Raw genomic sequence first — 23,328 nt, forward strand, 5'->3', positions numbered from 1 at the left:
ACACAGAGGGTGCCGCCGCCCTTCGGCGTTTATGCGGGCGTTCCTACTCCAGGCGTTCATCGCCGGGCTCGATACGCGCCGTCGGCTCAGTACGGGCCGTTGACGTTGTCCATGGAGCCGTACCGGTCGGCCGCGTAGTTGCAGGCGGCGGTGATGTTCGCGATCGGGTCGTAGACGTCCCAGGAGGTGCCTTCGACGTGGTACGCCTGGAAGGTCGGGGCTATCACCTGGAGCAGACCCTTGGAGGGCACGCCGTTGATGGCGTTGATGTCCCAGTTGTTGATGGCGCGCGGGTTACCACTGGACTCACGCATGATGTTGCGGTAGATGCCGTTGTAGCTGCCGGGGATGCCCTTCTCCTTCATGATGTCGAGGGACTCCCGGATCCACCCGTCGAGGTTGTTCGGGTACTCCTTCTTCTTCTCCTTGGCAGCCTCGGCGACCGGCTGGGCGCGCCCGGCGGAGCGGCTCGCGGCCTGCTTGGCCTCGCGCTCCTTGGCGGCCTTGGCGTCGGCGGCCTTCTTCTCCTCGGCCTTCTTCGCGGCGGCAGCCGCCTCAGCCTTCTTCGCGGCGGCCTCTTCCTCAGCCTTCTTCGCGGCGGCCTCTTCCTCAGCCTTCTTCGCGGCGGCCGCGTCCTTGGCCTCCTTGGAGGCCAGCGCGGACTGCTTCTGGAGGGTGTGCTGCTGAGCCTTGTGCGAGTCCCAGGAAACCGACTTGGCCGGCAGGTCCTGAGCGGTCGTCGTAGCGTCGGCGTCGCCGCCGGGGACAACGGCGAAGGCGAGCGCTGCGGCACCCGCGGCGGCAATACCGGCGGCGGAGTACTTATGCGTCTTGGTCAGTCGGTTGTAACCGGGAATGCTGGGGAGGGGCATGGCGGAGTAGACCTCTTCCAATCGCTCTGTGTCGCAGGCCGGATCGGCGCCTGGTGCGCCGTTTCTCGATCTACGGCGCCGCGCGACTGGGAAATTCTTAGCGGTCGCAAAAACTTGTGGCAAAGGTGTGACATACGATGCTCCTTAGTGGATACGTAGACCTTCCCTGCCGGGGTGAGCGGCCGTACTCCCCGCTCATGCCGCTTTATAACGTCCACTAACCTGGTTCGTAAGTGATGTAAGTCCTGTGTCAGGGCTCACATTGGGGACCCTCCCATATGGCGCGGTGTGCCCGCGCAAATGCGCAGGGTGTTTGCTTTTTTCGGACCGCATTTCAGCCCCTTCGGCGGCTTCCTGTGCGCCGTTCGCCCTAGGGCCGAGGTCTTAATCGATGGCCGACGACCGGCCGATACGCCCCCCGCTGAGCCGCCGGTACGGTGAGCCCCATGACCGATGGAGCGGGCGGTGGAGCCGGGGCGGGGTTGGCCTGTGTCAGCAGTGCGCTGCTCGCCATGAGCAGGCATCTGGAAGTCCGAGATGTCCTAAAGACGATCGTTGTGTCTGCGCGTGACGTACTGAATGCGGAGTACTCCGCACTGGGGGTTCCGGACGACCATGGGGGTTTTGCCCAGTTCGTAGTAGATGGGGTCAGTGAGGAGCAGTGGAAGGCCATCGGGCCGCTGCCGCGCCAGCACGGGATCCTCGCCGCGATGCTCAAGGACGCCACCCCGCAGCGATTGGCCGATGTCCGTCAGGATCCGCGTTTTGAGGGCTGGCCCAGTGCGCATCCGGACATGTCGGACTTTATTGGACTTCCCATTGCGGATGGGGACGAAGTTCTCGGCGCCCTCTTCCTCGCGAACAAGCGGTGTCCCAAGCCGGAAGGCAGTTGCGGTTTCACCGAGCGTGATGAGGAGCTGCTCGGCATCCTGGCCCAGCACGCCGCCATCGCCCTCACCAACGCACGCCTCTACGAGCGCAGCCGCGAGCTGACCATCGCCGGGGAGCGCGCCCGGCTCGCCCACGACCTGCACGACGCCGTCTCCCAGAAGCTCTTCTCACTCCGGCTGACCGCTCAGGCCGCCACGGCTCTGGTCGACCGGGACCCGCTCCGCGCCAAGGAAGAGCTCCACCAGATCACTCTGCTCGCCGCCGAGGCCGCCGACGAGCTGCGCTCCGCCGTCGTGGAGCTGCGCCCCGCCGCCCTCGACGAGGACGGCCTGGTGGCCACCCTCCGTACCCAGGTGCAGGTACTGGACCGCGCCCACTCCGCCCGTGTCACCTTCTCCTCACAGGGAGTGCGGGCGCTCCCCGCCGCCCAGGAGGAGGCGCTGCTGCGGGTGGCCCAGGAGGCACTGCACAACGCGCTGCGCCACGGCGACGCCAGACACGTCGGGGTCTCGCTCACCCGGCACGGCCAGGGCGCCCGGCTGCGGGTGAGCGACGACGGCAGCGGATTCGACCCCTCGGCCGTCCGCCGCGCCGGACGTCACCTCGGCCTGGTGTCGATGCGTGACCGCGCCGCGGGGGTCGGCGGCACCATGACCGTGGACTCGGCGCCCGGCAGGGGCGCCGTGATCGAGATGGAGGTGCCCGGTGGCTGAGCCGGCACACACGATCCGAGTGCTGCTCGTCGACGACCACCAGGTGGTGCGGCGCGGGCTGCGCACCTTCCTCGAGGTGCAGGACGACATCGATGTGGTGGGCGAGGCGTCCGATGGGGAGGAGGGCATCGCCCGAGCCGAGGAGCTGCGCCCCGACGTCGTCCTCATGGACGTGAAGATGCCCGGCGTCGACGGCATCCAGGCCCTGCGCACCCTGCGCGACCTCGACAACCCGGCCCGGGTGCTGGTCGTCACCAGCTTCACCGAGAAGCGCACCGTCGTACCCGCCCTGCGCGCGGGTGCCGCGGGCTATGTCTACAAGGACGTGGACCCCGAGGCGCTCGCGGGCGCCATCCGCTCCGTCCACGCCGGGCATGTGCTGCTCCAGCCCGAGGTGGCGGTCGCCCTGCTCTCCCAGGAGGAGAGCGGCGGCGGCCAGGGGCGCGGTGGGTCGCTCACCGAACGGGAGCGCGAAGTGCTCGCGCTGATCGCGGACGGCCGGTCCAACCGGGAGATCGCTCGTGCGCTCGTCCTGTCCGAGAAAACCGTCAAGACGCATGTCTCCAACATCCTGATGAAACTGGACGTCGCCGACCGTACCCAGGCCGCGCTATGGGCGGTTCGGCATGGGATCGGAGCATGAATAGATCATTTATGATTGAACTCAAAGCATTGGCTTACGCAATCAGACCGCTCCTGGGCTGATCTGACGCTGATACAGAAATGCCGTCGTTTGGTGCGGGATTCATACCGTCGTGTGTATGTCACCCGAACAGCGCAACTTGATCGGCCGCGCGACGTTCTCCACGGCGTACTGCGGAGTTCCACCGCAGTGACGCGCTTATGGAGGGTTTTACAACAGTGAAGAACATCAAGAAGCTCGCGGCCATCACCATCGCTGCCGGCGGTCTCGCCATGGCCGGCGCCGGTGTCGCCTCCGCCGACACCCCCCAGGCCGACGGCGGAGCTGTGATGTCCCCCGGAGTCGTCTCCGGCAACAACGTCCAGGCGCCGATCCACATCCCGGTGAACGTCTGCGGCAACACCATCACCGCCGTCGGTGCAATGAACGCCACCATGCCGAGCCCCTGCATGTGAGCACGGTCCGCCGCGCCCGCGCGTGACGTACCACCGGCCGACCCCGGAAGCATCGCCTCCGGGGTCGGCCCCTTGTGCTTTCCGCTGGTGCTTTCCGCCCTTGCTTACGTGCCGGGCCGACCGCGGCGGTCAGGAACCGCCCCGCTCCCGCTCCTCCACATACGCGTTGTACGCGGCCACCTGCGCCCGCCGCGAGGTGCGCTCCACCGGTCGCAGCGCCTCGGCCCGCGCCGCCATCTCCGACGCGCTCACCGCCCCGCCGTGCTCCTGGCCGTCCCCGCCCGCCGCATACGCGATGCCGATCAGCGCCCCCACCCGCTGTGCCAGCTCCAGCACCCGGATCGCCCTCGGCGGATAGCCCGGCGCCAGCACCTCCCGCCCCGCTTGGGCCCGCGCCCGGTACGCCTCCAGCGCCGCCTGGGCAATCGGGCCCGCCCCGGCCACATTCAGCCGCGACAGCACCTCGGTGGCCTCCCGCAGCGCCTCCGCGAGCTCCCGCTCGGCCTCGCCCAGCGACGGCACATCCGCAGGCGGCGCCTCCCGCACCGGCAGACAGCGCCAGACCACCTCGACATGCTGGTCGTCCTCGGGGCCCACCGCCGTCACCTCGGGCACCAGCCCGAGCGCCACCCCGGTGGCGATCACCGCCTCGCTCGCGTCGAGCGCCTGGGCGTTGAACTCCGGCGGACCGCTCAGCCCCAGCGGATGCCCGGCTATCGGCAGCGCCAACCGCAGCCCCTTGGCCCCCAGCGCCCGCAGCCGCCCCAGCGCCAGTGTGAGACCGACCGCACCGGACTCCCCGGGAAGCCCGGTGACTCTGTGCGACGCGTCCTCGCCCGCGATCCGGTGCGCGGCCTCATCCGGGGAGACAAGTCCGGCAAGAAGGGCATTTCCCCAGGCCGCAAGGCGCCCTGAACGTGGTTCATCGAGCATGGCACCAGCCTAAGGACTGGTACCGACAATGCGTGGCGTAGGTTTTCCCTGGGGGCTGCGCCCACAGGCGTACGCGACACTCGAGACTGCAATGGGAGACAACGCGCTCATGAGCGATGTTCTGGAGCTGGTGGACGTATCCGTGGTCCGCGATGGTCGGGCTCTGGTGGACGAGGTCTCCTGGTCGATCAAAGAGGGGCAGCGCTGGGTGATCCTCGGCCCCAACGGGGCCGGTAAGACCACCCTCCTCAACGTCGCCTCCAGCTACCTCTTCCCGAGCTCCGGCACCGCCACGATCCTCGGCGAGCGGCTCGGCGGCGTCGACGTCTTCGATCTGCGCCCGCGCATCGGCATGGCGGGCATCGCCATGGCCGAGAAGCTGCCGCGCAAGCAGACCGTCCTGGAGACCGTCCTCACCGCCGCCTACGGCATGACCGCCCACTGGCACGAGGACTACGACGCCATCGACGAGAGCCGCGCCCGCGCCTTCCTCGACCGCCTCGGTATGACCGAGTACCTCGACCGGAAGTTCGGCACCCTCTCCGAGGGCGAGCGCAAGCGCACTCTGATCGCCCGCGCCATGATGACCGACCCCGAACTGCTGCTCCTCGACGAGCCCGCGGCCGGTCTCGACCTCGGCGGCCGGGAGGACCTCGTCCGCCGCCTCGGCCGGCTCGCCCGCGACCCGTACGCCCCCTCCATGATCATGGTGACCCACCATGTCGAGGAGATCCCCCCGGGCTTCACCCATGTGCTGATGATCCGCCAGGGCAAGGTGCTCACCGCGGGCCCCGTCGAGACCGAGCTGACCTCGCGCAACCTCTCGCGCTGCTTCGGCCTCCCGCTGGTCGTGGAGACCAACGGCGGCCGCTGGACCGCGCAGGGTCTGCCGCTGACCTGATGTCCGCCCCCTGCGCCGGGTGTGCCTCCGGTAATTGATCTGTGCTCTGTCCCCGGTCGAGCCCGGCAACTACCATGAACGCGTGGATCCGTGGGTGTGGTGGCTGATCGCCGCCGTAGGTCTGGGCATTCCGCTCGTGCTGACCGCGATGCCCGAGTTCGGGATGGTCGCCGTCGGCGCGGTCGCCGGTGCCATCACCGACGCGCTCGGCGGTGGCCTGGTCCTCCAGGTCGTCGTCTTCTGCGCCGTCTCGGTCGCGCTGGTCGCCGTGGTGCGGCCGATGGCGGTCCGCAGCCGCCGTCAGCAGCCCGGACTGCGCAGCGGTGTCGATGCGCTGAAAGGCCGTCAGGCGGTGGTCCTGGAGCGCGTCGACAGCAGCGGGGCCGGCCGGATCAAACTGGCCGGTGAAGTCTGGTCGGCCCGTTCGCTCGACCCCGACCAGACGTATGAACCCGGCCAGCAGGTCGATGTGGTGGAGATCGACGGTGCCACGGCCGTTGTCATGTAGCCGCCGTAGCCACCGGATCCTGCCAAGAGCTGAGCGCCCCCCGGTTGAGCTGCGGACTCGACCGCCGATCTGACAGACTCCACCCTCGAGAACCACCAGACCTGATCATCCCGACCAACCAGTCACGCATGAAGGGCACGGGGAGCCGCTGTGGAACCGATCATCATCGTCCTGATCATCCTGGTGGTGCTCGTCTTCATCGCACTGATCAAGACGATCCAGGTCATCCCACAGGCCAGTGCCGCCATCGTCGAGCGCTTCGGACGCTACACCCGCACCCTCAACGCGGGCCTCAACATCGTCGTCCCGTTCATCGACTCCATCCGCAACCGGGTCGATCTGCGGGAACAGGTCGTGCCGTTCCCCCCGCAGCCGGTGATCACCCAGGACAACCTGGTCGTGAACATCGACACCGTCATCTACTACCAGGTGACCGACGCCCGCGCCGCCACCTATGAAGTCGCCAGCTACATCCAGGCGATCGAGCAGCTGACCGTCACCACCCTGCGGAACATCATCGGTGGCATGGACCTCGAGCGCACCCTGACCTCTCGTGAGGAGATCAACGCGGCGCTGCGCGGCGTCCTCGACGAGGCCACCGGCAAGTGGGGCATCCGCGTCAACCGCGTCGAGCTCAAGGCGATCGAGCCGCCGACCTCCATCCAGGACTCGATGGAGAAGCAGATGCGCGCCGACCGTGACAAGCGCGCCGCGATCCTCCAGGCCGAAGGTGTCCGGCAGTCCGAGATCCTGCGCGCCGAAGGTGAGAAGCAGTCCTCCATCCTCCGTGCCGAGGGTGAGGCCAAGGCCGCCGCACTGCGCGCCGAGGGTGAGGCCCAGGCGATCCGTACGGTCTTCGAGTCCATCCACGCCGGAGACCCGGACCAGAAGCTGCTCTCCTACCAGTACCTCCAGATGCTGCCGAAGATCGCCGAGGGCGACGCCAACAAGCTCTGGATCGTGCCCAGCGAGATCGGCGACGCCCTCAAGGGACTCGGCGGTGCCATCGGCAACTTCGGCCCGATGACCGGTGGGGGCAACGGCGGCGGTGCTGCCGCCGCCACCGGCAAGGAGCCCGCCCCGCGCCGTGAGCAGCCCACGATCGAGTGAAACGGCGAGGGGCCAACCCACCGCCGAAGGCGATGAGTTGGCCCCAGGCCCGCGATGGGCGTACGACCGCGGTGCGGACGCCCCGACGCGATCAGGCGGGCAGCGCCAGCCACTCCGGCAGCCCGTCCCGCTCCGCCGCCCCCAGCGCCAGCAGTAGCGCATCCGAAGGCGTCGGCTCGAACGGGGCCTTGAGCAGCCGCATCCCCGCCTGCTCCGGCGTCCGGTCCGCCTTGCGGTGGTTGTCCTCCTCACACGAGGCCACCGTATTCAGCCAGGTGTCCCCACCTCCGCGCGACCGCGGCAGCACATGGTCCACGGTTGTCGCCCGGCGGCCGCAGTACGCGCACCGGTGCTGGTCCCGGACCAGCACCCCGCGCCGCGACCACGGCGCACGTCTTCGGAACGGCACCCGTACGTACCGGCAGAGCCGGATCACCCGTGGCACCGGAAGATCGACATCAGCGGCCCTGAACCGCAGCCCGGGATGGGCGCGTTCGACAACGGCCTTGTCCTGGAGTACCAGCACCACGGCACGCCGCAGCGTCACCGTCGCCAGCGGCTCGAAGCTCGCGTTCAGAACCAGCGTCTCGCGCATCCCGACCACCCCCGCATCCCGGTGTCCCGGCCCGCCGCCGACATGGGCGGGCCGGGATCAACTCTGGCCGGGAGCACGGCCGAGGACAACGCAATTTCGCCGCGTCAGCCCGCGGCCGGCACCTCGTACTCACCGATCAACTGGGCCCGCCCCAGCGTGTGGAAGCGCAGATTGAAGCCGACCACCGCGGGCGACACCTCGGCGTCCGGCCCCAGCTTCTCGGAGTCCACCGCGTAGACCGTGAACACATAGCGGTGCGGACCGTCCCCGGGCGGCGGCGCGGCCCCGCCGAAGTCCCGGGTGCCGTAGTCGTTGCGCACATGCACCGCACCCGCGGGCAGCCCCGGGAAGTCACCGTTGCCCGCACCGGCCGGCAGCTCGGTGACATTCGCCGGGATGTCGAAGAGCACCCAGTGCCAGAACCCGCTGCCCGTGGGCGCGTCCGGGTCGAAGCAGGTGACGGCGAAGCTCTTCGCCCCCTCCGGGAACCCCTCCCAGCGAAGGTGCGGAGAGGTATTCCCCTTCGCCGCCACCTGAGCCGGTTTGAGGGTGCCCTGCGGCTCCACATCGTCGCTCACCACCGTGAACGACGGCACCTGCGGATGGAAATCGTGGGGGAGCGGGCGCCGCTTCTGCTCGGACACGTCGAAACCTCCTGAGAATCGCGCTGGATCAGCTGCCCGGCCAGCCTAGGCCCTGTCCGGTGGGTCTTTGAGGAGCAGCCCGCGGCGTCTGGTGAGGGGGCACCTCCCAGCGGTAGCTGGGGGAGGATCGCCCTCGTACTGGGCGTACTCGGGCGACTTTCGACAACGCGGCGAGGCGTGGTGCCAGGCGTCGCGGGCCCGATAAGACCCGCCGGACAGGGCCTAACGAGATCGACACCCACGAGGCTGGCACCATGGCGGCCATGACCGGCCCGACCCCCGCCCTCTCGCTGAACCTCGACGGTGTGTCCGACAAGGACGGCCTTCTCCTCCGCTGCGCCCAGGACCTGCGCTTCCCCGACTGGTTCGGGCACAACTGGGACGCGCTCGCCGACTGCCTCACCGATCTGTCCTGGTGGGGCGAGGCCGGTGGCTATCTGCTGCACGTCCGGGGCTGGGCGGCCTTCCGAGAGGCGGCTCCCGAAGCAGCCGCCATCGCCTCGGACATCCTGGCCGACACCGTGGCGTACTGGGCCGCCCGCGGTACCCCGATGACCGTGCACTGCGCCGACGCGCTCTGAGCACCGAGGCCCCCCGGGCAAACGCGCGGGGCGCGCACCGAAACAGCTTCGGCGCACGCCCCACGACGGACAGACCGTCCGGAAGGACCCGACGGCTCAGAACCAGCTGCGCTTGCCGCCGACCTCGGCGAGCCACTGGTTCAAGTAGGCGGCCCAGTCGGTCTCCTGGAAGGACGACAGGTTCATCGTGAACGACCGGTAGGAGTCGCTGCCCTCGGTGAACAGCCCCGGCTTCTTGTCCATCTCCAGCACGATGTCCATCTCGCGGTCGTCGGCGACGAAGGACAGCTCCACCTGGTTCAGACCCCGGTACTGCTCCGGCGCGTAGAACTCGATCTCCTGGTAGAACGGCAGCCGCTGACGGGTCCCGCGGATGTGACCGCGCTCCAGGTCGGCGCTCTTGAACCGGAAGCCGAGGGCGCCGAAGGCGTCCAGGATCGCCTGCTGGGCCGGGAGCGGATGCACATTGACCGGGTCCAGGTCACCGGAGTCCACCGCACGCGCGATCTGGAGCTCGGTGGTCACACCCACGTTCATCCCGGACAGATGACGGCCCAGGAACATGGTCACCGGGGTCTCCCACGGGATCTCCAGGCCGAACTGCACCGTGTGCACGGCGCCGGCCTGGACCTCGAACGCCCCGCCCAGCTGCTGCCGGGTGAACTGGATGTCCTGCTTGTACTCCTGGTCGTTGCCCTCCACCTCGACCCGCGCCTGAAGGCCGACGGAGAGTCCCTCGATCTGCTGCGCGACCGAGCCGCCCTGGATACGGACCTCGCCCTGCACGATGCCGCCCGGAACGACGTTCTCCTCGGTCAGCACCGTCTCCACCGACGCGCCACCGGCACCCAGACTCGCGAGCAGCTTCTTGAAGCCCATGTTCTCCCTCTCAAGGACACGTCACCGTGCCCTCACTCGATCGCAGTCGATCCCTGTTGAACCCTAAGTACGCGAAACAGCCATGGGCGGTTCCGCTGGATCTACCCTTGCAGCGGACCGGTCCGGCTCCAACCACCGGTAGATATCTGTTCCACTACGCTCGGGCCGCGTGACAGCAGGACCTGACCGTATGCCGCTCAGCCGGAGCTTCTTCGACCGCCCCGTCCTCGAGGTCGCCCCGGACCTCCTCGGGCGCGTCCTGGTACGGCGTACCCCCGACGGACCGATCGAAGTGCGGCTGACCGAGGTCGAGGCGTACGCGGGGTTCGCCGACCCCGGCTCGCACGCCTACAAGGGCCGCACCGAGCGCAATGCAGTGATGTTCGGACCCCCGGGTCATGCGTATGTCTACTTCACCTACGGCATGTGGCACTGCCTGAACCTCGTCTGCGGTCCGGAGGGCACCCCGAGCGGGGTGCTGCTGCGCGCGGGCGAGGTACTGCACGGCCATGAGCGGGCGCATCAGCGACGGCCGAAGGCCAGGAACGACCAGGAACTGACCAAGGGGCCGGCCCGGCTGGCCACCGCCCTCGGGGTCGACCGCCGGCTGGACGGCACCGATGTCTGCGCTGGCCCCGACGCCCCGATGGAGATCCTCACCGGTCGGCCCGCCCGGCCCGAGCAGGTGCTGAGCGGACCCCGCACGGGCGTCGGCGGCGAGGGCGCCACCCACCCCTGGCGCTTCTGGATCGACGGCGAACCATCGGTCAGCCCGTACCGGGCCCACACCCCACGTCGCCGGAGTCCGACGAGTCGTCAGGTGGGAACTTGACTCCGAACTGCCGGACGCCTAACGTAGCCCGAGCCGCTTGAGACGGGCAGCTCTGTCATCACGACCAGCAGGTCGGATCGGAGTAGCCCCGGAGCGGCCAACCACTACCGATGATTCCCATAACAGGGGTCTCTTTTCGCTGCGCGAAATTATGGCCTGGGACTCCGATTAGGAGCCCGAATGGAAATCAGCTAAAGTAGTGAACACGCCGAAAGGCGCGAAACCCCGCTCCAACAGGGGGCCGGAAACGGAATTCGGTTCGGAAACGGACCGGAAAACGGATCTGGTAAGGTTGGAAACACCGAAGGGAAGCGCCCGGAGAAACCGGTGAAACGGTTTCGAAGGAAGCGTCCGTTCCTTGAGAACTCAACAGCGTGCCAAAAGTCAACGCCAGATATGTTGATACCCCGTCCACTCGTGGACGAGGTTCCTTTGAAAAACACACAGCGAGGACGCTGTGAACCATCGGACTATTCCTCCGGTGGTTCCGCTCTCGTGCAGTGTTGCCGGGATATCCCGGAAGCATTCACGGAGAGTTTGATCCTGGCTCAGGACGAACGCTGGCGGCGTGCTTAACACATGCAAGTCGAACGATGAACCGGTTTCGGCCGGGGATTAGTGGCGAACGGGTGAGTAACACGTGGGCAATCTGCCCTGCACTCTGGGACAAGCCCTGGAAACGGGGTCTAATACCGGATATGACCACCGACCGCATGGTCTGGTGGTGGAAAGCTCCGGCGGTGCAGGATGAGCCCGCGGCCTATCAGCTTGTTGGTGGGGTGATGGCCTACCAAGGCGACGACGGGTAGCCGGCCTGAGAGGGCGACCGGCCACACTGGGACTGAGACACGGCCCAGACTCCTACGGGAGGCAGCAGTGGGGAATATTGCACAATGGGCGAAAGCCTGATGCAGCGACGCCGCGTGAGGGATGACGGCCTTCGGGTTGTAAACCTCTTTCAGCAGGGAAGAAGCGCAAGTGACGGTACCTGCAGAAGAAGCGCCGGCTAACTACGTGCCAGCAGCCGCGGTAATACGTAGGGCGCGAGCGTTGTCCGGAATTATTGGGCGTAAAGAGCTCGTAGGCGGCTTGTCGCGTCGGATGTGAAAGCCCGGGGCTTAACCCCGGGTCTGCATTCGATACGGGCAGGCTAGAGTTCGGTAGGGGAGATCGGAATTCCTGGTGTAGCGGTGAAATGCGCAGATATCAGGAGGAACACCGGTGGCGAAGGCGGATCTCTGGGCCGATACTGACGCTGAGGAGCGAAAGCGTGGGGAGCGAACAGGATTAGATACCCTGGTAGTCCACGCCGTAAACGTTGGGAACTAGGTGTGGGCGACATTCCACGTTGTCCGTGCCGCAGCTAACGCATTAAGTTCCCCGCCTGGGGAGTACGGCCGCAAGGCTAAAACTCAAAGGAATTGACGGGGGCCCGCACAAGCGGCGGAGCATGTGGCTTAATTCGACGCAACGCGAAGAACCTTACCAAGGCTTGACATACACCGGAAACATCCAGAGATGGGTGCCCCCTTGTGGTCGGTGTACAGGTGGTGCATGGCTGTCGTCAGCTCGTGTCGTGAGATGTTGGGTTAAGTCCCGCAACGAGCGCAACCCTTGTCCTGTGTTGCCAGCGGGTTATGCCGGGGACTCACAGGAGACTGCCGGGGTCAACTCGGAGGAAGGTGGGGACGACGTCAAGTCATCATGCCCCTTATGTCTTGGGCTGCACACGTGCTACAATGGCCGGTACAATGAGCTGCGAAGCCGCGAGGTGGAGCGAATCTCAAAAAGCCGGTCTCAGTTCGGATTGGGGTCTGCAACTCGACCCCATGAAGTCGGAGTCGCTAGTAATCGCAGATCAGCATTGCTGCGGTGAATACGTTCCCGGGCCTTGTACACACCGCCCGTCACGTCACGAAAGTCGGTAACACCCGAAGCCGGTGGCCCAACCCCTTGTGGGAGGGAATCGTCGAAGGTGGGACTGGCGATTGGGACGAAGTCGTAACAAGGTAGCCGTACCGGAAGGTGCGGCTGGATCACCTCCTTTCTAAGGAGCACATAGCCGACTGCAAGCAAGTGTCTTGCACGGTTGCTCATGGGTGGAACGTTGACTACTCGGCACTTCTTGGATGTTTCCTGTTAGTACTGCTTCGGCGTGGAACGCAGTGGGATGGATGAGGGGTGTCGGGCACGCTGTTGGGTATCTGAGGGAATGGAGTTTTTCTTTCCTCAGGGCCGGAGTTCAAGTAGTTGGTGGACGACTGGTCGTTGCTTGAGAACTGCACAGTGGACGCGAGCATCTGTGGCCAAGTTTTTAAGGGCGCACGGTGGATGCCTTGGCACCAGGAACCGATGAAGGACGTGGGAGGCCGCGATAGGCCCCGGGGAGCTGTCAACCGAGCTTTGATCCGGGGGTGTCCGAATGGGGAAACCCGGCAGTCGTCATGGGCTGTCACCCGCTGCTGAACACATAGGCAGTGTGGAGGGAACGCGGGGAAGTGAAACATCTCAGTACCCGCAGGAAGAGAAAACAACCGTGATTCCGGGAGTAGTGGCGAGCGAAACTGGATGAGGCCAAACCGTATGTGTGTGATACCCGGCAGGGGTTGCGCATGCGGGGTTGTGGGAGTTCTCTTGATCGGTCTGCCGGCCGGTCGGTGAGTCAGAAATTGTTGATGTAGGCGAAGGGCATGCGAAAGGCCCGGCGTAGAGGGTAAGACCCCCGTAGCTGAAATGTCGGCAACTTGCTTGAGAACCACCCAAGTAGCACGGGGCCCGAGAAATCCCGTGTGAATCTGGCGGGACCACCCGCTAAGCCTAAATATTCCCTGGTGACCGATAGCGGATAGTACCGTGAGGGAATGGTGAAAAGTACCGCGGGAGCGGAGTGAAATAGTACCTGAAACCGTGTGCCTACAAGCCGTGGGAGCGTCGCGCAGAGACTTGTCTCTGCGTCGTGACTGCGTGCCTTTTGAAGAATGAGCCTGCGAGTTTGCGGTGTGTTGCGAGGTTAACCCGTGTGGGGAAGCCGTAGCGAAAGCGAGTCCGAATAGGGCGGTTGAGTAGCACGCTCAAGACCCGAAGCGGAGTGATCTAGCCATGGGCAGGTTGAAGCGGAGGTAAGACTTCGTGGAGGACCGAACCCACCAGGGTTGAAAACCTGGGGGATGACCTGTGGTTAGGGGTGAAAGGCCAATCAAACTCCGTGATAGCTGGTTCTCCCCGAAATGCATTTAGGTGCAGCGTCGTGTGTTTCTTGCCGGAGGTAGAGCACTGGATAGGCGATGGGCCCTACCGGGTTACTGACCTTAGCCAAACTCCGAATGCCGGTAAGTGAGAGCGCGGCAGTGAGACTGTGGGGGATAAGCTCCATGGTCGAGAGGGAAACAGCCCAGAGCATCGACTAAGGCCCCTAAGCGTATGCTAAGTGGGAAAGGATGTGGAGTCGCAGAGACAACCAGGAGGTTGGCTTAGAAGCAGCCATCCTTGAAAGAGTGCGTAATAGCTCACTGGTCAAGTGATTCCGCGCCGACAATGTAGCGGGGCTCAAGTATACCGCCGAAGTCGTGTCAATCCAGCATGTACCCCTAACGGGGGCTGGGTTGGGTAGGGGAGCGTCGTGTGCCGGGTGAAGCAGCCGTGTAAGCGAGTTGTGGATGGTTCACGAGTGAGAATGCAGGCATGAGTAGCGATACACACGTGGGAAACGTGTGCGCCGATTGACTAAGGGTTCCTGGGTCAAGCTGATCTGCCCAGGGTAAGTCGGGACCTAAGGCGAGGCCGACAGGCGTAGTCGATGGACAACCGGTTGATATTCCGGTACCCGCTTTGAAGCGCCCAATATCGAATCCTCTGATGCTAAGGCCGTGAAGCCGCCTCTGATCTCTTCGGAGTGAGGGGGAGTGGTGGAGCCGCTGACCCTAGGTGGTAGTAGGTAAGTGATGGGGTGACGCAGGAAGGTAGTCCAGCCCGGGCGGTGGTTGTCCCGGGGTAAGGGTGTAGGCCGTGCGGTAGGTAAATCCGTCGCACATATAGGGCTGAGACCTGATGCCGAGCCGATTGTGGTGAAGTGGATGATCCTATGCTGTCGAGAAAAGCCTCTAGCGAGTTTCATGGCGGCCCGTACCCTAAACCGACTCAGGTGGTCAGGTAGAGAATACCGAGGCGTTCGGGTGAACTATGGTTAAGGAACTCGGCAAAATGCCCCCGTAACTTCGGGAGAAGGGGGGCCATTGCTGGTGATGGAGTTTACCTCCGGAGCTGGTGGTGGCCGCAGAGACCAGCGAGAAGCGACTGTTTACTAAAAACACAGGTCCGTGCGAAGCCGTAAGGCGATGTATACGGACTGACGCCTGCCCGGTGCTGGAACGTTAAGGGGACCGGTTAGTCGACCTTCGGGTTGGCGAAGCTGAGAACTTAAGCGCCAGTAAACGGCGGTGGTAACTATAACCATCCTAAGGTAGCGAAATTCCTTGTCGGGTAAGTTCCGACCTGCACGAATGGCGTAACGACTTCTCGACTGTCTCAACCATAGGCCCGGTGAAATTGCATTACGAGTAAAGATGCTCGTTTCGCGCAGCAGGACGGAAAGACCCCGGGACCTTTACTATAGCTTGATATTGGTGTTCGGTTCGGCTTGTGTAGGATAGGTGGGAGACTGTGAAGCGCTGACGCCAGTCAGTGTGGAGTCGTTGTTGAAATACCACTCTGGTCGTGCTGGATGTCTAACCTGGGTCCGTGATCCGGATCAGGGACAGTGTCTGGTGGGTAGTTTAACTGGGGCGGTTGCCTCCTAAAGGGTAACGGAGGCGCCCAAAGGTTCCCTCAGCCTGGTTGGCAATCAGGTGTTGAGTGTAAGTGCACAAGGGAGCTTGACTGTGAGACTGACGGGTCGAGCAGGGACGAAAGTCGGGACTAGTGATCCGGCGGTGGCTTGTGGAAGCGCCGTCGCTCAACGGATAAAAGGTACCCCGGGGATAACAGGCTGATCTTCCCCAAGAGTCCATATCGACGGGATGGTTTGGCACCTCGATGTCGGCTCGTCGCATCCTGGGGCTGGAGTCGGTCCCAAGGGTTGGGCTGTTCGCCCATTAAAGCGGTACGCGAGCTGGGTTTAGAACGTCGTGAGACAGTTCGGTCCCTATCCGCTGTGCGCGTAGGAGTCTTGAGAAGGGCTGTCCCTAGTACGAGAGGACCGGGACGGACGAACCTCTGGTGTGCCAGTTGTCCTGCCAAGGGCATGGCTGGTTGGCTACGTTCGGGAGGGATAACCGCTGAAAGCATCTAAGCGGGAAGCCTGCTTCGAGATGAGGGCTCCCACCTCCTTGAGAGGGTAAGGCTCCCAGTAGACGACTGGGTTGATAGGCCAGATATGGAAGCCGGGTGACCGGTGGAGTTGACTGGTACTAATAGGCCGAGGGCTTGTCCTCAGTTGCTCGCGTCCACTGTGTGGTTCCCGGGTTGCGAACAGTCGCACCGGTGAACAGATTCCACTTTATTAATTGAAGAGTGTGCTTGTTCGCTAGAACCCGATAGGGTTTCGGTGGTCATTGCGTTAGGGAAACGCCCGGTTACATTCCGAACCCGGAAGCTAAGCCTTTCAGCGCCGATGGTACTGCAGGGGGGACCCTGTGGGAGAGTAGGACGCCGCCGAACAATCTTTCAGGACCCTTGGTCCCAGCGTTCAACGCTGGGACCAAGGGTCCTTTTGTTTTTGCTGTTTCCGCATCGGCTGGGCCGGTGCGGGAGAATGACTGAAGTACCTCAAGACAGGAGTCATGCCGATGTCCACCAACTCTCCCGACGACCGGTCGGAGCGCGAGCCGCGGCGCCGGGACGGCGGCGACCGGCGGGACTTCCGCGATTCCGGACCCCGCCGTGACCGCGACCGTGGTGGCTTCCGCCGCGATGACCGGCGCGACGACCGCCGTGATGATCGGCAGGGTGGGCCGCGTCGTGATGATGACCGTGGTGGTCGACCCGGTGGCGGTGGCTTCGGGCGCCGTGATGACCGTGGCGGTCGGCCGGGCGGTGGCTATGAGCGTCGTGACGACCGGCGTGACGATCGGCGGGATGACCGCCCGCGCGGTCCGCGTCGTGACGACCGCGACGGAGGGTTCCGCCAGGGCGGTTTCCGGCGTGACCGTGATGACCGTCCCGGCGTCCGTCGTGATGACGACCGCGGTGGGTTCCGCCGTGATGACCGCCGTGACGACCGAGGTGGCTTCCGCCGTGACGACCGGCGCGATGACGATCGTGGTGGGTTCCGGCGCGATGAGCGTCGTGACGACCGAGGTGGCTTCCGCCGCGATGACCGGCGCGACGACCGTGGGCCGCGTCGTGATGATGACCGTGGTGGTCGACCCGGTGGCGGTGGCTTCGGGCGCCGTGATGACCGTGGCGGTCGGCCGGGCGGTGGCTATGAGCGTCGTGACGACCGGCGCGATGACCGGCGGGATGACCGCCCGCGCGGTCCGCGTCGTGACGACCGCGACGGAGGGTTCCGCCAGGGCGGTTTCCGGCGTGACCGTGATGACCGTCCCGGCGTCCGTCGTGATGACGACCGCGGTGGGTTCCGCCGTGATGACCGCCGTGACGACCGAGGTGGCTTCCGCCGTGACGATCGGCGCGATGAGCGCCGTGATGACCGTGGTGGGTTCGGCCGTGATGATCGGCGCGATGACCGTGGCGGTTTCCGTCGTGACGATCGGCGTGATGACCGTCGTGACGACCGTGGTGGGTTCCGGCGTGACGATCGCCGGGATGAGCGCCGTGATGACCGTGGTGGGTTCCGCCGCGATGACCGCCGCGATGAGCGCCGGGATGATCGGCGTGATGACCGGCCGCGCGGTCCGCGTCGTGATGATCGCGATGGCGGGTTCCGGCGCGAGGACCGGGACGATCGCGGTCCGCGTCGTCCGTACGGCCAGGGCCGTGGGCGCGATGACCGGTCCGGCGGTGGCTACGGGCGTCGTGACGACCGTTCCGGTGGCTATGGGCGGCGTGACGACCGGGGCGACCGGGGCCGGGAGCGCGGGGACCGCGAGCCCATCAAGCGGCTGCCGATCCCGGAGGACGTGACTGGCGACGAGATCGACAAGTCGGTGCGGCAGGAGCTGATGAGCCTGCCGAAGACGCTGGCGGAGGACGTGGCGAAGAACCTCGTCATGGTCGCCGAGCTGCTCGACACCGAGCCCGAGCAGGCGTACCAGTACTCCCGCGTCGCGCTGCGGCTCGCCTCCCGGGTGGCCGCCGTGCGCGAGGCCGCGGGCTTCGCCTCGTACGCCGTGGGGAAGTACGCCGAGGCCCTCGCCGAGTTCCGGGCCGCCCGGCGGATGACCGGAAACTCGGAGTTGTGGCCGGTGATGGCGGACTGCGAGCGTGGCATGGGCCGTCCCGAGCGGGCGCTCGCCATGGCCGGTGAGCCCGAGGTGCAGAAGCTGGACCGGGCCGGTCAGGTCGAGATGCGGCTGGTGGCCGCCGGTGCCCGGCGCGACATGGGCCAGGCCGACGCCGCCGTGGTGACCTTGCAGAGCCCGGAGCTGGCCTCGCACTCCGTCCAGCCCTGGACCGCGCGGCTGCGTTACGCGTACGCCGACGCGCTGCTGGCCGTGGGGCGTGAGGACGAGGCCCGTGAGTGGTTCGCCAAGGCGCTCGAGGCCGACCAGGGTGGGACCACGGACGCGTCGGACCGGCTCGCGGAGTTGGACGGTGTGGAGTTCGTGGACGCCCTCGACCCCGACGAGGCGGTTCAGGACGAGCCCGAGGTCCAGGCTGCCGAGGCCGCCGAGGCTGTCGAGGACGCCGAGACCGAGGACCACGCGACCGAGGACGACGAGGCTGCTGAGCCCACAGCGGAAGCCACCGAAGCCGCTGAGGCCGCCGAGGTCACCCCTGCCGTCGAGAACACCGTCGAACCGCAGGACGGCGACGACCGCTGACAGACCGTGAAGAGGGCGGCACCCGTGTCACACGGGTGCCGCCCTCTTCCGCGTCAGGTTCAGCCCAGCGTCAGACTGCGCAGCACAAGGCCCGTGGCCGGCTTCGGCCCGAAGGAGGTCGACTTGTGCGGCATGGCGACGCCCTGGCGGGCCAGGTCGTGGACGACGTCCTCGTCCACCGGATGCATCAGCACCGCCGTGCCGCCCAGCCGTTCCGCCTGCTCGACCGCGGCCTCCGCGTCGTGGATGTAGCCGATGTGCTCGGGCGCGTCCGGGACGTTCCAGAGGTGTTCCAGGAGCACGGAGTGGAGGACCGTCGCGTCCAGGGTGCGCCATGCCTCCGGGCGTCCCTCGGGGACTGTACGGGCCAGCAGTTCGGCGTCGGGGCGGTCCAGGAGGTGGAAGCGTCCGTCCCCGGTGAGCAGGAAGGCGTTTCCGCCGGGCTCCGCGGTCCTGGCCTCGGCCAGCGCGTCGAGGGCGCGCGGCAGTGGGCCCTCGATCTCCTGGATCCGGAAGGCGTGGCCCGCCGCGGCCAGTGCCTTGGCGGGCGGCAGCCGTCTCAGCAGCCGGTGGATGGCCCGGACCCGGAGCGGGTAGCGGGTGGTGTCCACGAGCAGGACGAGGCCGTAGTCCCACGGGCCGGGTTCGGGCCGCTCCTCGCGCAGCCGCAGATAGGTGGCCCAGCGGTGGTGGCCGTCGGCGATGAGGGCCTGGTGGCGGCGGAGGTCGGTGGCGATCTCGACGAGATCGCCCGGGTCGGTCACCCGCCACAGATGGTGGTCGATCCCGTCCTCGGTGGTCGTGGACAGCAACGGCTCGCGCTGTACGGTGCGTTCGATGACATGGGCGGCACCGCTCACCCCGCCGTTGCCGCGGTAGGCGAGCAGCAGGGGTTCCAGATTGGCCGCGGTGGCGCGCATCAGATCGGCGCGGTCCTCGACGACATGCGGCATGACCTCCTCGTGCGGGAGGACGATGCCCTCCTCGCGAGGGCTCAGCCGAAGGGCACCGATCAGACCGCGCTGGAGGCTCTGGCCGTCGCGCTGTTCATAGATGTAGAGCGCCGGTTCCGGGTCGGCGGCGAGGATGCCGTCGGCCTGCCAGCGGCGCAGCGTCTCGGCGGCCTGCCGGTGGCGGTCGGCGGGGGTGCCGGCCTGCGGAAGGATCAATCGGACGATGTTGTAGGGGTCCGCGGTCTCGAGTGCGCGCAGACCGTCGGGCCGAACTACGACGTCATAGGGCGGGGAGGTGACAGCGGCGATACTGCTGACCCGTTCCGCCGCGTAGCGCAGCCCACGGAACGGGGTGAGCTGGAGACCTTGCCCGCCAGGCCCTGGAATGCTCATTTGAGAATGCTATGCCCCGTACGGGGATGGGCGATGATCGGGGGCGTAACGCACAGATCTGCGAGGAGTGTGTCCAGCCATGAACCAGACCGCCGTCCGGACCCGGCCCGAGGGCAGTCAGCGGCCGCTGAACGAGGTGTACGACACCGCCCTGCTGGACCTCGACGGGGTGGTGTACGCGGGCGGTGAGGCGATCGACCACGCCGTGGAGGCGCTGGGCACCGTGCGGGACGACGGGATGCGGCTCGCGTATGTGACCAACAACGCACTGCGCACCCCGGAGGCGGTGGCCGAGCATCTGACCCGTCTCGGGGTGCCCGCCGGGCCCGAGGACGTGATCACCTCGGCGCAGGCGGTGGCCCGGCTGATCGCCGAGCAGTTGCCGTCGGGCGCGCGGGTGCTGGTGGCCGGTGGGGAGGGGCTGCGGGTGGCGCTGCGCGAGCGCGGTCTGACGCCGGTGGAGTCGGCGGACGACGATCCGGCGGCGGTGGTGCAGGGGTACGGCGGACCGGAGATGCCCTGGTCCCGGCTGATGGAGGCGGGGTACGCGGTGGGGCGCGGGGTGCCGTGGTTCGCGTCCAACACGGATCTGACGATTCCGAGCGGTCGGGGTATCGCCCCGGGCAATGGCGCGGCGGTCGAGGTCGTACGGATCGTCACGGGAAGGTCCCCGCAGGTGGCGGGGAAGCCGCTGCCGCCGATGCACCGGGAGACGATCCTGCGGACCGGTGCCCGGCGGCCGTTGGTGGTCGGGGACCGGCTGGACACCGATATCGAGGGCGCGTACGCGGGTGAGGTGGACTCGCTGCTGGTGCTGACCGGGGTGACGGACGCGGCGCAGCTGCTGGCGGCCCCGCCGGAGCACCGGCCGACGTATGTGGACCGCGACTTGAGGGGGTTGCTCAACTCCCAGCCCGAGGTGGAGCCCATCGGGGCCGCGGACCGTGTGGCGGACGGGTTCCGGTGCGGCGGCTGGACGGCCCAGGTGCACGACGGCGCGCTGCTGCTGGAGGGTGACGGGGACGAGCCGATGGACGGGCTGCGGGCGCTGTGCGCGGCGGCCTGGACAGCGGCGGGTGACGGTGTGAGCACCGCGGACGCGGGGAAGGCGCTGGCGCGACTGGGGTGGTGAGCGCCTGGGCGACCGGGGCCGGTGAGTGATCTCGCGGACAGCCTGTCGAACTCGCCGACCCCCTCGATTTCGCGGATCCCGTCGATCTCGCGAACGCCCTCGATCTCGCGGATCCCGTCGATCTCGCGGACCTCGCCGACCTCCCGGTCTTCCGGATCCCGCCAGGGTTCGGCCGTTGAGGCTTAGGGTAACCTAACCTAAATCTTGATCGGCCGTGCTGTGAGGTGGAGTTCCGCGTGACCCTGGTCAGTCCGGTGAAAGCCGGGACCGAGACAGCGACCGCGCCACCGGGACGCCGCACCGCGCGTCGAGCGGCCGGGCTGGTCGCCTCGGTCGCCGTGCTGCTGGTGGTCGTCGCGGCCAGTATCGCCATCGGCGCCAAGCCGATCCCCCTGGATGAGGTCTGGCACGGGCTGTTCCACTACAGCGGCGAGAACAGCGATGTGGTGATCCGGGACCTACGGGTTCCGCGCACCATCCTCGGGCTGCTCGTCGGCATCGGTCTCGGGCTCTCCGGCGCGGTCATCCAGGCGCTCACCCGCAATCCGCTGGCCGATCCCGGGCTGCTGGGTCTGAGCACGGGCGCGGCCGCCGCCGTCGTCTCGGCGATCAGCTTTCTCGGCGTCACCTCGCTGACCGGGTATGTGTGGTTCGCGTTCCTCGGCACCGCCGCGGCCTCCGCCCTGGTGTACGCGCTCGGGGGCAGCCGCGGGGCCACCCCGGTGCGGCTCGCGCTCGCGGGCACGGCCGTGTATGCCGCGCTCTACGGATACGTCAACGCCGTTCAGCTGCTGGACGGGGTGGCACTGGACAAGATGCGCTTCTGGATGGTCGGTTCGCTCGCCTCCGCGAACATGACGACCGTCCAGCAGGTTTCGCCCTTCCTGCTGGTCGGCTCGGTCCTCGCGCTGGCGCTGGCCCGCCCGTTGAACGCCATGGCGCTCGGCGACGACACCGCCCGCGCGCTCGGCACCCATCTGGGCCGTACTCGGGCGCTGTCGATGTTGGCCATCACCCTGCTGTGCGGGGCCGCGACCGCCGCCTGCGGGCCGATCGCGTTCGTCGGGCTGATGGTGCCGCACCTGGTGCGCGCGCTCACCGGCCCCGATCTGCGCTGGATCCTGCCGTACGCCGCGGTGCTCTCACCGGTGCTGGTGCTGGGTGCCGACGTGATCGGCCGGATCGCCGCCCGGCCCGCCGAACTCCAGGTCGGAGTGGTCACCACCTTCATCGGCGGGCCCGTCTTCATCTACCTCGTACGCCGCCGGAGGATGGCCCAACTGTGAACGCGAGCAAGCGCCTGACGCCCAGGACGCGCGGGGTGACGCTGCGCACCCGCGGGTTCTCGATGCGCCTGGACCTGCGCGGGGCGGTCGTCGGTCTGCTGCTGATCGCCGTATCGCTGGTGATGAGCGTTGTCCTCATCGGCACCGGCGACTTCCCCATCGCCCCCACCGATGTGATCCGCACTCTGACCGGCAATGGCACCGCCGCCCAGGACTTCATCATCAATGAGCTGCGGATGCCGCGGGTGCTGGTGGGGCTGCTGGTCGGCGGGGCCCTCGGGCTGTCCGGCGCACTCTTCCAGAGCATCTCCCGCAATCCGCTGGGCAGTCCGGACGTGATCGGCTTCGGACAGGGCTCGGCCGCCGGTGCGCTCGCGGTCATCGTGCTGTTCCAGGGCAGCCCCGGCGCGGTCGCGGCCGGGGCCGTCATCGGCGGTCTGGTGACCGGGGGCGGGGTCTACGCGCTGGCGTGGCGGCAGGGCGTCCACGGCTACCGGCTGGTGCTCGTCGGTATCGGCGCCTCCTCGATGCTCAGCGCCGTCAACGGCTATCTGCTGACCAAGGCCGATCTCCCGGACGCCACCCGCGCGGTGGTGTGGCTGACCGGTTCGCTCAACGGGCGGGACTGGGCCCAGGTCTGGCCGCTGGCCGTGGTCTGCGCCGTGCTGCTGCCCGTGGTGCTGGGCCACGCCCGGGATCTGCGGATGCTGGAGATGGGCGACGACAGCGCCTACGCCCTCGGGGTGCGGGTGGAGCGGATCCGGCTGGTGCTGATGCTCGCGGCCATCGTGCTCACCTCGTCCGCCACGGCCGCCGCCGGGCCCGTCGCCTTCGTGGCGCTCACCGCCCCGCAGCTGGCCCGCAGGCTCACCCGCTCCTCGGGGCCGAATCTGCTGCCGTCGGCCTGGATGGGCGCCGGGCTGCTGATCACCGCCGACTGGTCGGCGCAGCGGCTCTTCGGGGCCGATCAGCTGCCGGTGGGCGTGCTCACCGGGATGCTGGGCGGCGGCTATCTGGTGTGGCTGCTGGTGACCGAACGCAAGGCGGGGCGGATATGAGGAAACACA

Annotated in this window: 19 protein-coding genes and 3 rRNA genes; 16 read left to right on the forward strand and 6 right to left on the reverse strand. The window is 67.0% G+C overall.

Going from position 1 to position 23,328, the window contains the following annotated elements; translation table 11 throughout:
- Positions 1 to 86 precede the first annotated feature (86 nt).
- Positions 87 to 872: a transglycosylase SLT domain-containing protein gene (locus AC4BEG_RS27295; RefSeq protein WP_490702382.1), complete on the reverse strand. Its 786-nt coding sequence runs from the start codon at positions 870 to 872 to the stop codon at positions 87 to 89.
- Positions 873 to 1,318: 446 nt separating this feature from the next.
- Here AC4BEG_RS27295 and AC4BEG_RS27300 point away from each other — a divergent pair, with 446 nt between their 5' ends.
- The 3 genes from AC4BEG_RS27300 (at position 1,319) to AC4BEG_RS27310 (ending at position 3,574) form a co-directional block, all read left to right on the forward strand.
- Positions 1,319 to 2,476: a GAF domain-containing sensor histidine kinase gene (locus tag AC4BEG_RS27300; RefSeq protein WP_490702383.1), complete on the forward strand. Its 1,158-nt coding sequence runs from the start codon at positions 1,319 to 1,321 to the stop codon at positions 2,474 to 2,476.
- Complete coding sequence (locus AC4BEG_RS27305; protein ID WP_490702384.1) at positions 2,469 to 3,119, forward strand: response regulator; 651 nt, start codon at positions 2,469 to 2,471, stop codon at positions 3,117 to 3,119. The genes AC4BEG_RS27300 and AC4BEG_RS27305 overlap by 8 nt, the downstream gene beginning before the upstream one ends.
- A gap of 218 nt (positions 3,120 to 3,337) precedes the next feature.
- On the forward strand, positions 3,338 to 3,574 hold the full coding sequence (locus AC4BEG_RS27310; protein WP_490702385.1) for a chaplin: 237 nt from the start codon (positions 3,338 to 3,340) through the stop codon (positions 3,572 to 3,574).
- Between the two features lie 129 nt (positions 3,575 to 3,703).
- On the opposite strand, the gene AC4BEG_RS27315 is transcribed toward AC4BEG_RS27310, so the two are convergent.
- On the reverse strand, positions 3,704 to 4,507 hold the full coding sequence (locus AC4BEG_RS27315) for an Rv1486c family protein (protein ID WP_490702386.1): 804 nt from the start codon (positions 4,505 to 4,507) through the stop codon (positions 3,704 to 3,706).
- 109 nt (positions 4,508 to 4,616) lie between these two features.
- Here AC4BEG_RS27315 and AC4BEG_RS27320 point away from each other — a divergent pair, with 109 nt between their 5' ends.
- The 3 genes from AC4BEG_RS27320 to AC4BEG_RS27330 all read left to right on the forward strand — a co-directional run bounded on the left by AC4BEG_RS27320 (position 4,617) and on the right by AC4BEG_RS27330 (position 7,026).
- Positions 4,617 to 5,408 (forward strand): ABC transporter ATP-binding protein, encoded by a 792-nt coding sequence (locus tag AC4BEG_RS27320; RefSeq protein WP_490702387.1) that lies wholly within the window; start codon positions 4,617 to 4,619, stop codon positions 5,406 to 5,408.
- An 82-nt stretch (positions 5,409 to 5,490) separates the two neighbouring features.
- Positions 5,491 to 5,916: an NfeD family protein gene (locus AC4BEG_RS27325; protein ID WP_490702388.1), complete on the forward strand. Its 426-nt coding sequence runs from the start codon at positions 5,491 to 5,493 to the stop codon at positions 5,914 to 5,916.
- Between the two features lie 150 nt (positions 5,917 to 6,066).
- Complete coding sequence (locus tag AC4BEG_RS27330) at positions 6,067 to 7,026, forward strand: SPFH domain-containing protein (protein WP_490702389.1); 960 nt, start codon at positions 6,067 to 6,069, stop codon at positions 7,024 to 7,026.
- Positions 7,027 to 7,117: 91 nt separating this feature from the next.
- On the opposite strand, the gene AC4BEG_RS27335 is transcribed toward AC4BEG_RS27330, so the two are convergent.
- Both AC4BEG_RS27335 and AC4BEG_RS27340 read right to left on the reverse strand, forming a co-directional pair.
- Positions 7,118 to 7,621, reverse strand: coding sequence for an HNH endonuclease (locus AC4BEG_RS27335; RefSeq protein ID WP_490702390.1), 504 nt, complete (start codon positions 7,619 to 7,621; stop codon positions 7,118 to 7,120).
- 104 nt (positions 7,622 to 7,725) lie between these two features.
- A complete protein-coding gene (locus AC4BEG_RS27340) occupies positions 7,726 to 8,265 on the reverse strand; it encodes a YbhB/YbcL family Raf kinase inhibitor-like protein (RefSeq protein ID WP_490702391.1) in 540 nt (179 codons plus the stop codon).
- Positions 8,266 to 8,528: 263 nt separating this feature from the next.
- Here AC4BEG_RS27340 and AC4BEG_RS27345 point away from each other — a divergent pair, with 263 nt between their 5' ends.
- Positions 8,529 to 8,846: a barstar family protein gene (locus AC4BEG_RS27345; protein ID WP_490702392.1), complete on the forward strand. Its 318-nt coding sequence runs from the start codon at positions 8,529 to 8,531 to the stop codon at positions 8,844 to 8,846.
- A gap of 96 nt (positions 8,847 to 8,942) precedes the next feature.
- Here AC4BEG_RS27345 and AC4BEG_RS27350 read toward each other — a convergent pair whose 3' ends face one another.
- Positions 8,943 to 9,725, reverse strand: coding sequence for a sporulation protein (locus AC4BEG_RS27350; protein WP_490702393.1), 783 nt, complete (start codon positions 9,723 to 9,725; stop codon positions 8,943 to 8,945).
- A gap of 169 nt (positions 9,726 to 9,894) precedes the next feature.
- On the opposite strand from AC4BEG_RS27350, the gene AC4BEG_RS27355 reads away from it, so the two are divergent.
- From AC4BEG_RS27355 to AC4BEG_RS27380, 6 genes are all read left to right on the forward strand, one after another.
- Entirely contained in the window at positions 9,895 to 10,557 is a 663-nt protein-coding gene (locus AC4BEG_RS27355; RefSeq protein WP_490702394.1) for a DNA-3-methyladenine glycosylase, read from the forward strand.
- A gap of 525 nt (positions 10,558 to 11,082) precedes the next feature.
- Positions 11,083 to 12,604: ribosomal RNA gene (locus AC4BEG_RS27360) — 16S ribosomal RNA — on the forward strand.
- Positions 12,605 to 12,861: 257 nt separating this feature from the next.
- Positions 12,862 to 15,986 (forward strand): 23S ribosomal RNA (locus AC4BEG_RS27365).
- Between the two features lie 109 nt (positions 15,987 to 16,095).
- Positions 16,096 to 16,212 (forward strand): 5S ribosomal RNA (rrf, locus tag AC4BEG_RS27370).
- Together the 16S, 23S and 5S rRNA genes form the textbook arrangement of a ribosomal RNA operon.
- Before the next feature lie 222 nt (positions 16,213 to 16,434).
- The gene (locus AC4BEG_RS27375) at positions 16,435 to 17,637 is read left to right on the forward strand and encodes a hypothetical protein (protein WP_490702395.1); all 1,203 of its coding nucleotides are present in this window, start codon (positions 16,435 to 16,437) and stop codon (positions 17,635 to 17,637) included.
- Between the two features lie 23 nt (positions 17,638 to 17,660).
- Entirely contained in the window at positions 17,661 to 18,497 is an 837-nt protein-coding gene (locus AC4BEG_RS27380) for a tetratricopeptide repeat protein (RefSeq protein WP_490707214.1), read from the forward strand.
- A 59-nt stretch (positions 18,498 to 18,556) separates the two neighbouring features.
- Here the strand turns inward: AC4BEG_RS27380 and AC4BEG_RS27385 are convergent, their stop codons facing one another.
- Positions 18,557 to 19,843, reverse strand: coding sequence for a DUF1015 family protein (locus AC4BEG_RS27385; protein ID WP_490702396.1), 1,287 nt, complete (start codon positions 19,841 to 19,843; stop codon positions 18,557 to 18,559).
- 79 nt (positions 19,844 to 19,922) lie between these two features.
- Between AC4BEG_RS27385 and AC4BEG_RS27390 the strand changes: the two genes are divergently transcribed.
- The 3 genes from AC4BEG_RS27390 to AC4BEG_RS27400 all read left to right on the forward strand — a co-directional run bounded on the left by AC4BEG_RS27390 (position 19,923) and on the right by AC4BEG_RS27400 (position 23,319).
- Positions 19,923 to 20,975, forward strand: coding sequence for an HAD-IIA family hydrolase (locus AC4BEG_RS27390; protein ID WP_490702397.1), 1,053 nt, complete (start codon positions 19,923 to 19,925; stop codon positions 20,973 to 20,975).
- A 236-nt stretch (positions 20,976 to 21,211) separates the two neighbouring features.
- Positions 21,212 to 22,261 carry a FecCD family ABC transporter permease gene (locus AC4BEG_RS27395; protein ID WP_490702398.1) on the forward strand — a complete coding sequence of 350 codons (1,050 nt, stop codon included), beginning with the start codon at positions 21,212 to 21,214 and terminating at the stop codon, positions 22,259 to 22,261.
- The gene (locus tag AC4BEG_RS27400) at positions 22,258 to 23,319 is read left to right on the forward strand and encodes a FecCD family ABC transporter permease (protein ID WP_490702399.1); all 1,062 of its coding nucleotides are present in this window, start codon (positions 22,258 to 22,260) and stop codon (positions 23,317 to 23,319) included. The genes AC4BEG_RS27395 and AC4BEG_RS27400 overlap by 4 nt, the downstream gene beginning before the upstream one ends.
- The last annotated feature ends 9 nt before the right edge of the window (positions 23,320 to 23,328 follow it).

The organism is Streptomyces sp. JLBJ103, assembly GCF_058215575.1.

Bases quoted from the DNA above. Each gene is read 5' to 3' on its own strand.
- AC4BEG_RS27295 (WP_490702382.1), bottom strand. From the start codon at position 872: ATGCCCCTCCCCAGCATTCCCGGTTACAACCGACTGACCAAGACGCAT.
- AC4BEG_RS27300 (WP_490702383.1), top strand. From the start codon at position 1,319: ATGACCGATGGAGCGGGCGGTGGAGCCGGGGCGGGGTTGGCCTGTGTC.
- AC4BEG_RS27315 (WP_490702386.1), bottom strand. From the start codon at position 4,507: ATGCTCGATGAACCACGTTCAGGGCGCCTTGCGGCCTGGGGAAATGCC.
- AC4BEG_RS27320 (WP_490702387.1), top strand. From the start codon at position 4,617: ATGAGCGATGTTCTGGAGCTGGTGGACGTATCCGTGGTCCGCGATGGT.
- AC4BEG_RS27335 (WP_490702390.1), bottom strand. From the start codon at position 7,621: ATGCGCGAGACGCTGGTTCTGAACGCGAGCTTCGAGCCGCTGGCGACG.
- AC4BEG_RS27345 (WP_490702392.1), top strand. From the start codon at position 8,529: ATGACCGGCCCGACCCCCGCCCTCTCGCTGAACCTCGACGGTGTGTCC.
- AC4BEG_RS27350 (WP_490702393.1), bottom strand. From the start codon at position 9,725: ATGGGCTTCAAGAAGCTGCTCGCGAGTCTGGGTGCCGGTGGCGCGTCG.
- AC4BEG_RS27385 (WP_490702396.1), bottom strand. From the start codon at position 19,843: ATGAGCATTCCAGGGCCTGGCGGGCAAGGTCTCCAGCTCACCCCGTTC.
- AC4BEG_RS27390 (WP_490702397.1), top strand. From the start codon at position 19,923: ATGAACCAGACCGCCGTCCGGACCCGGCCCGAGGGCAGTCAGCGGCCG.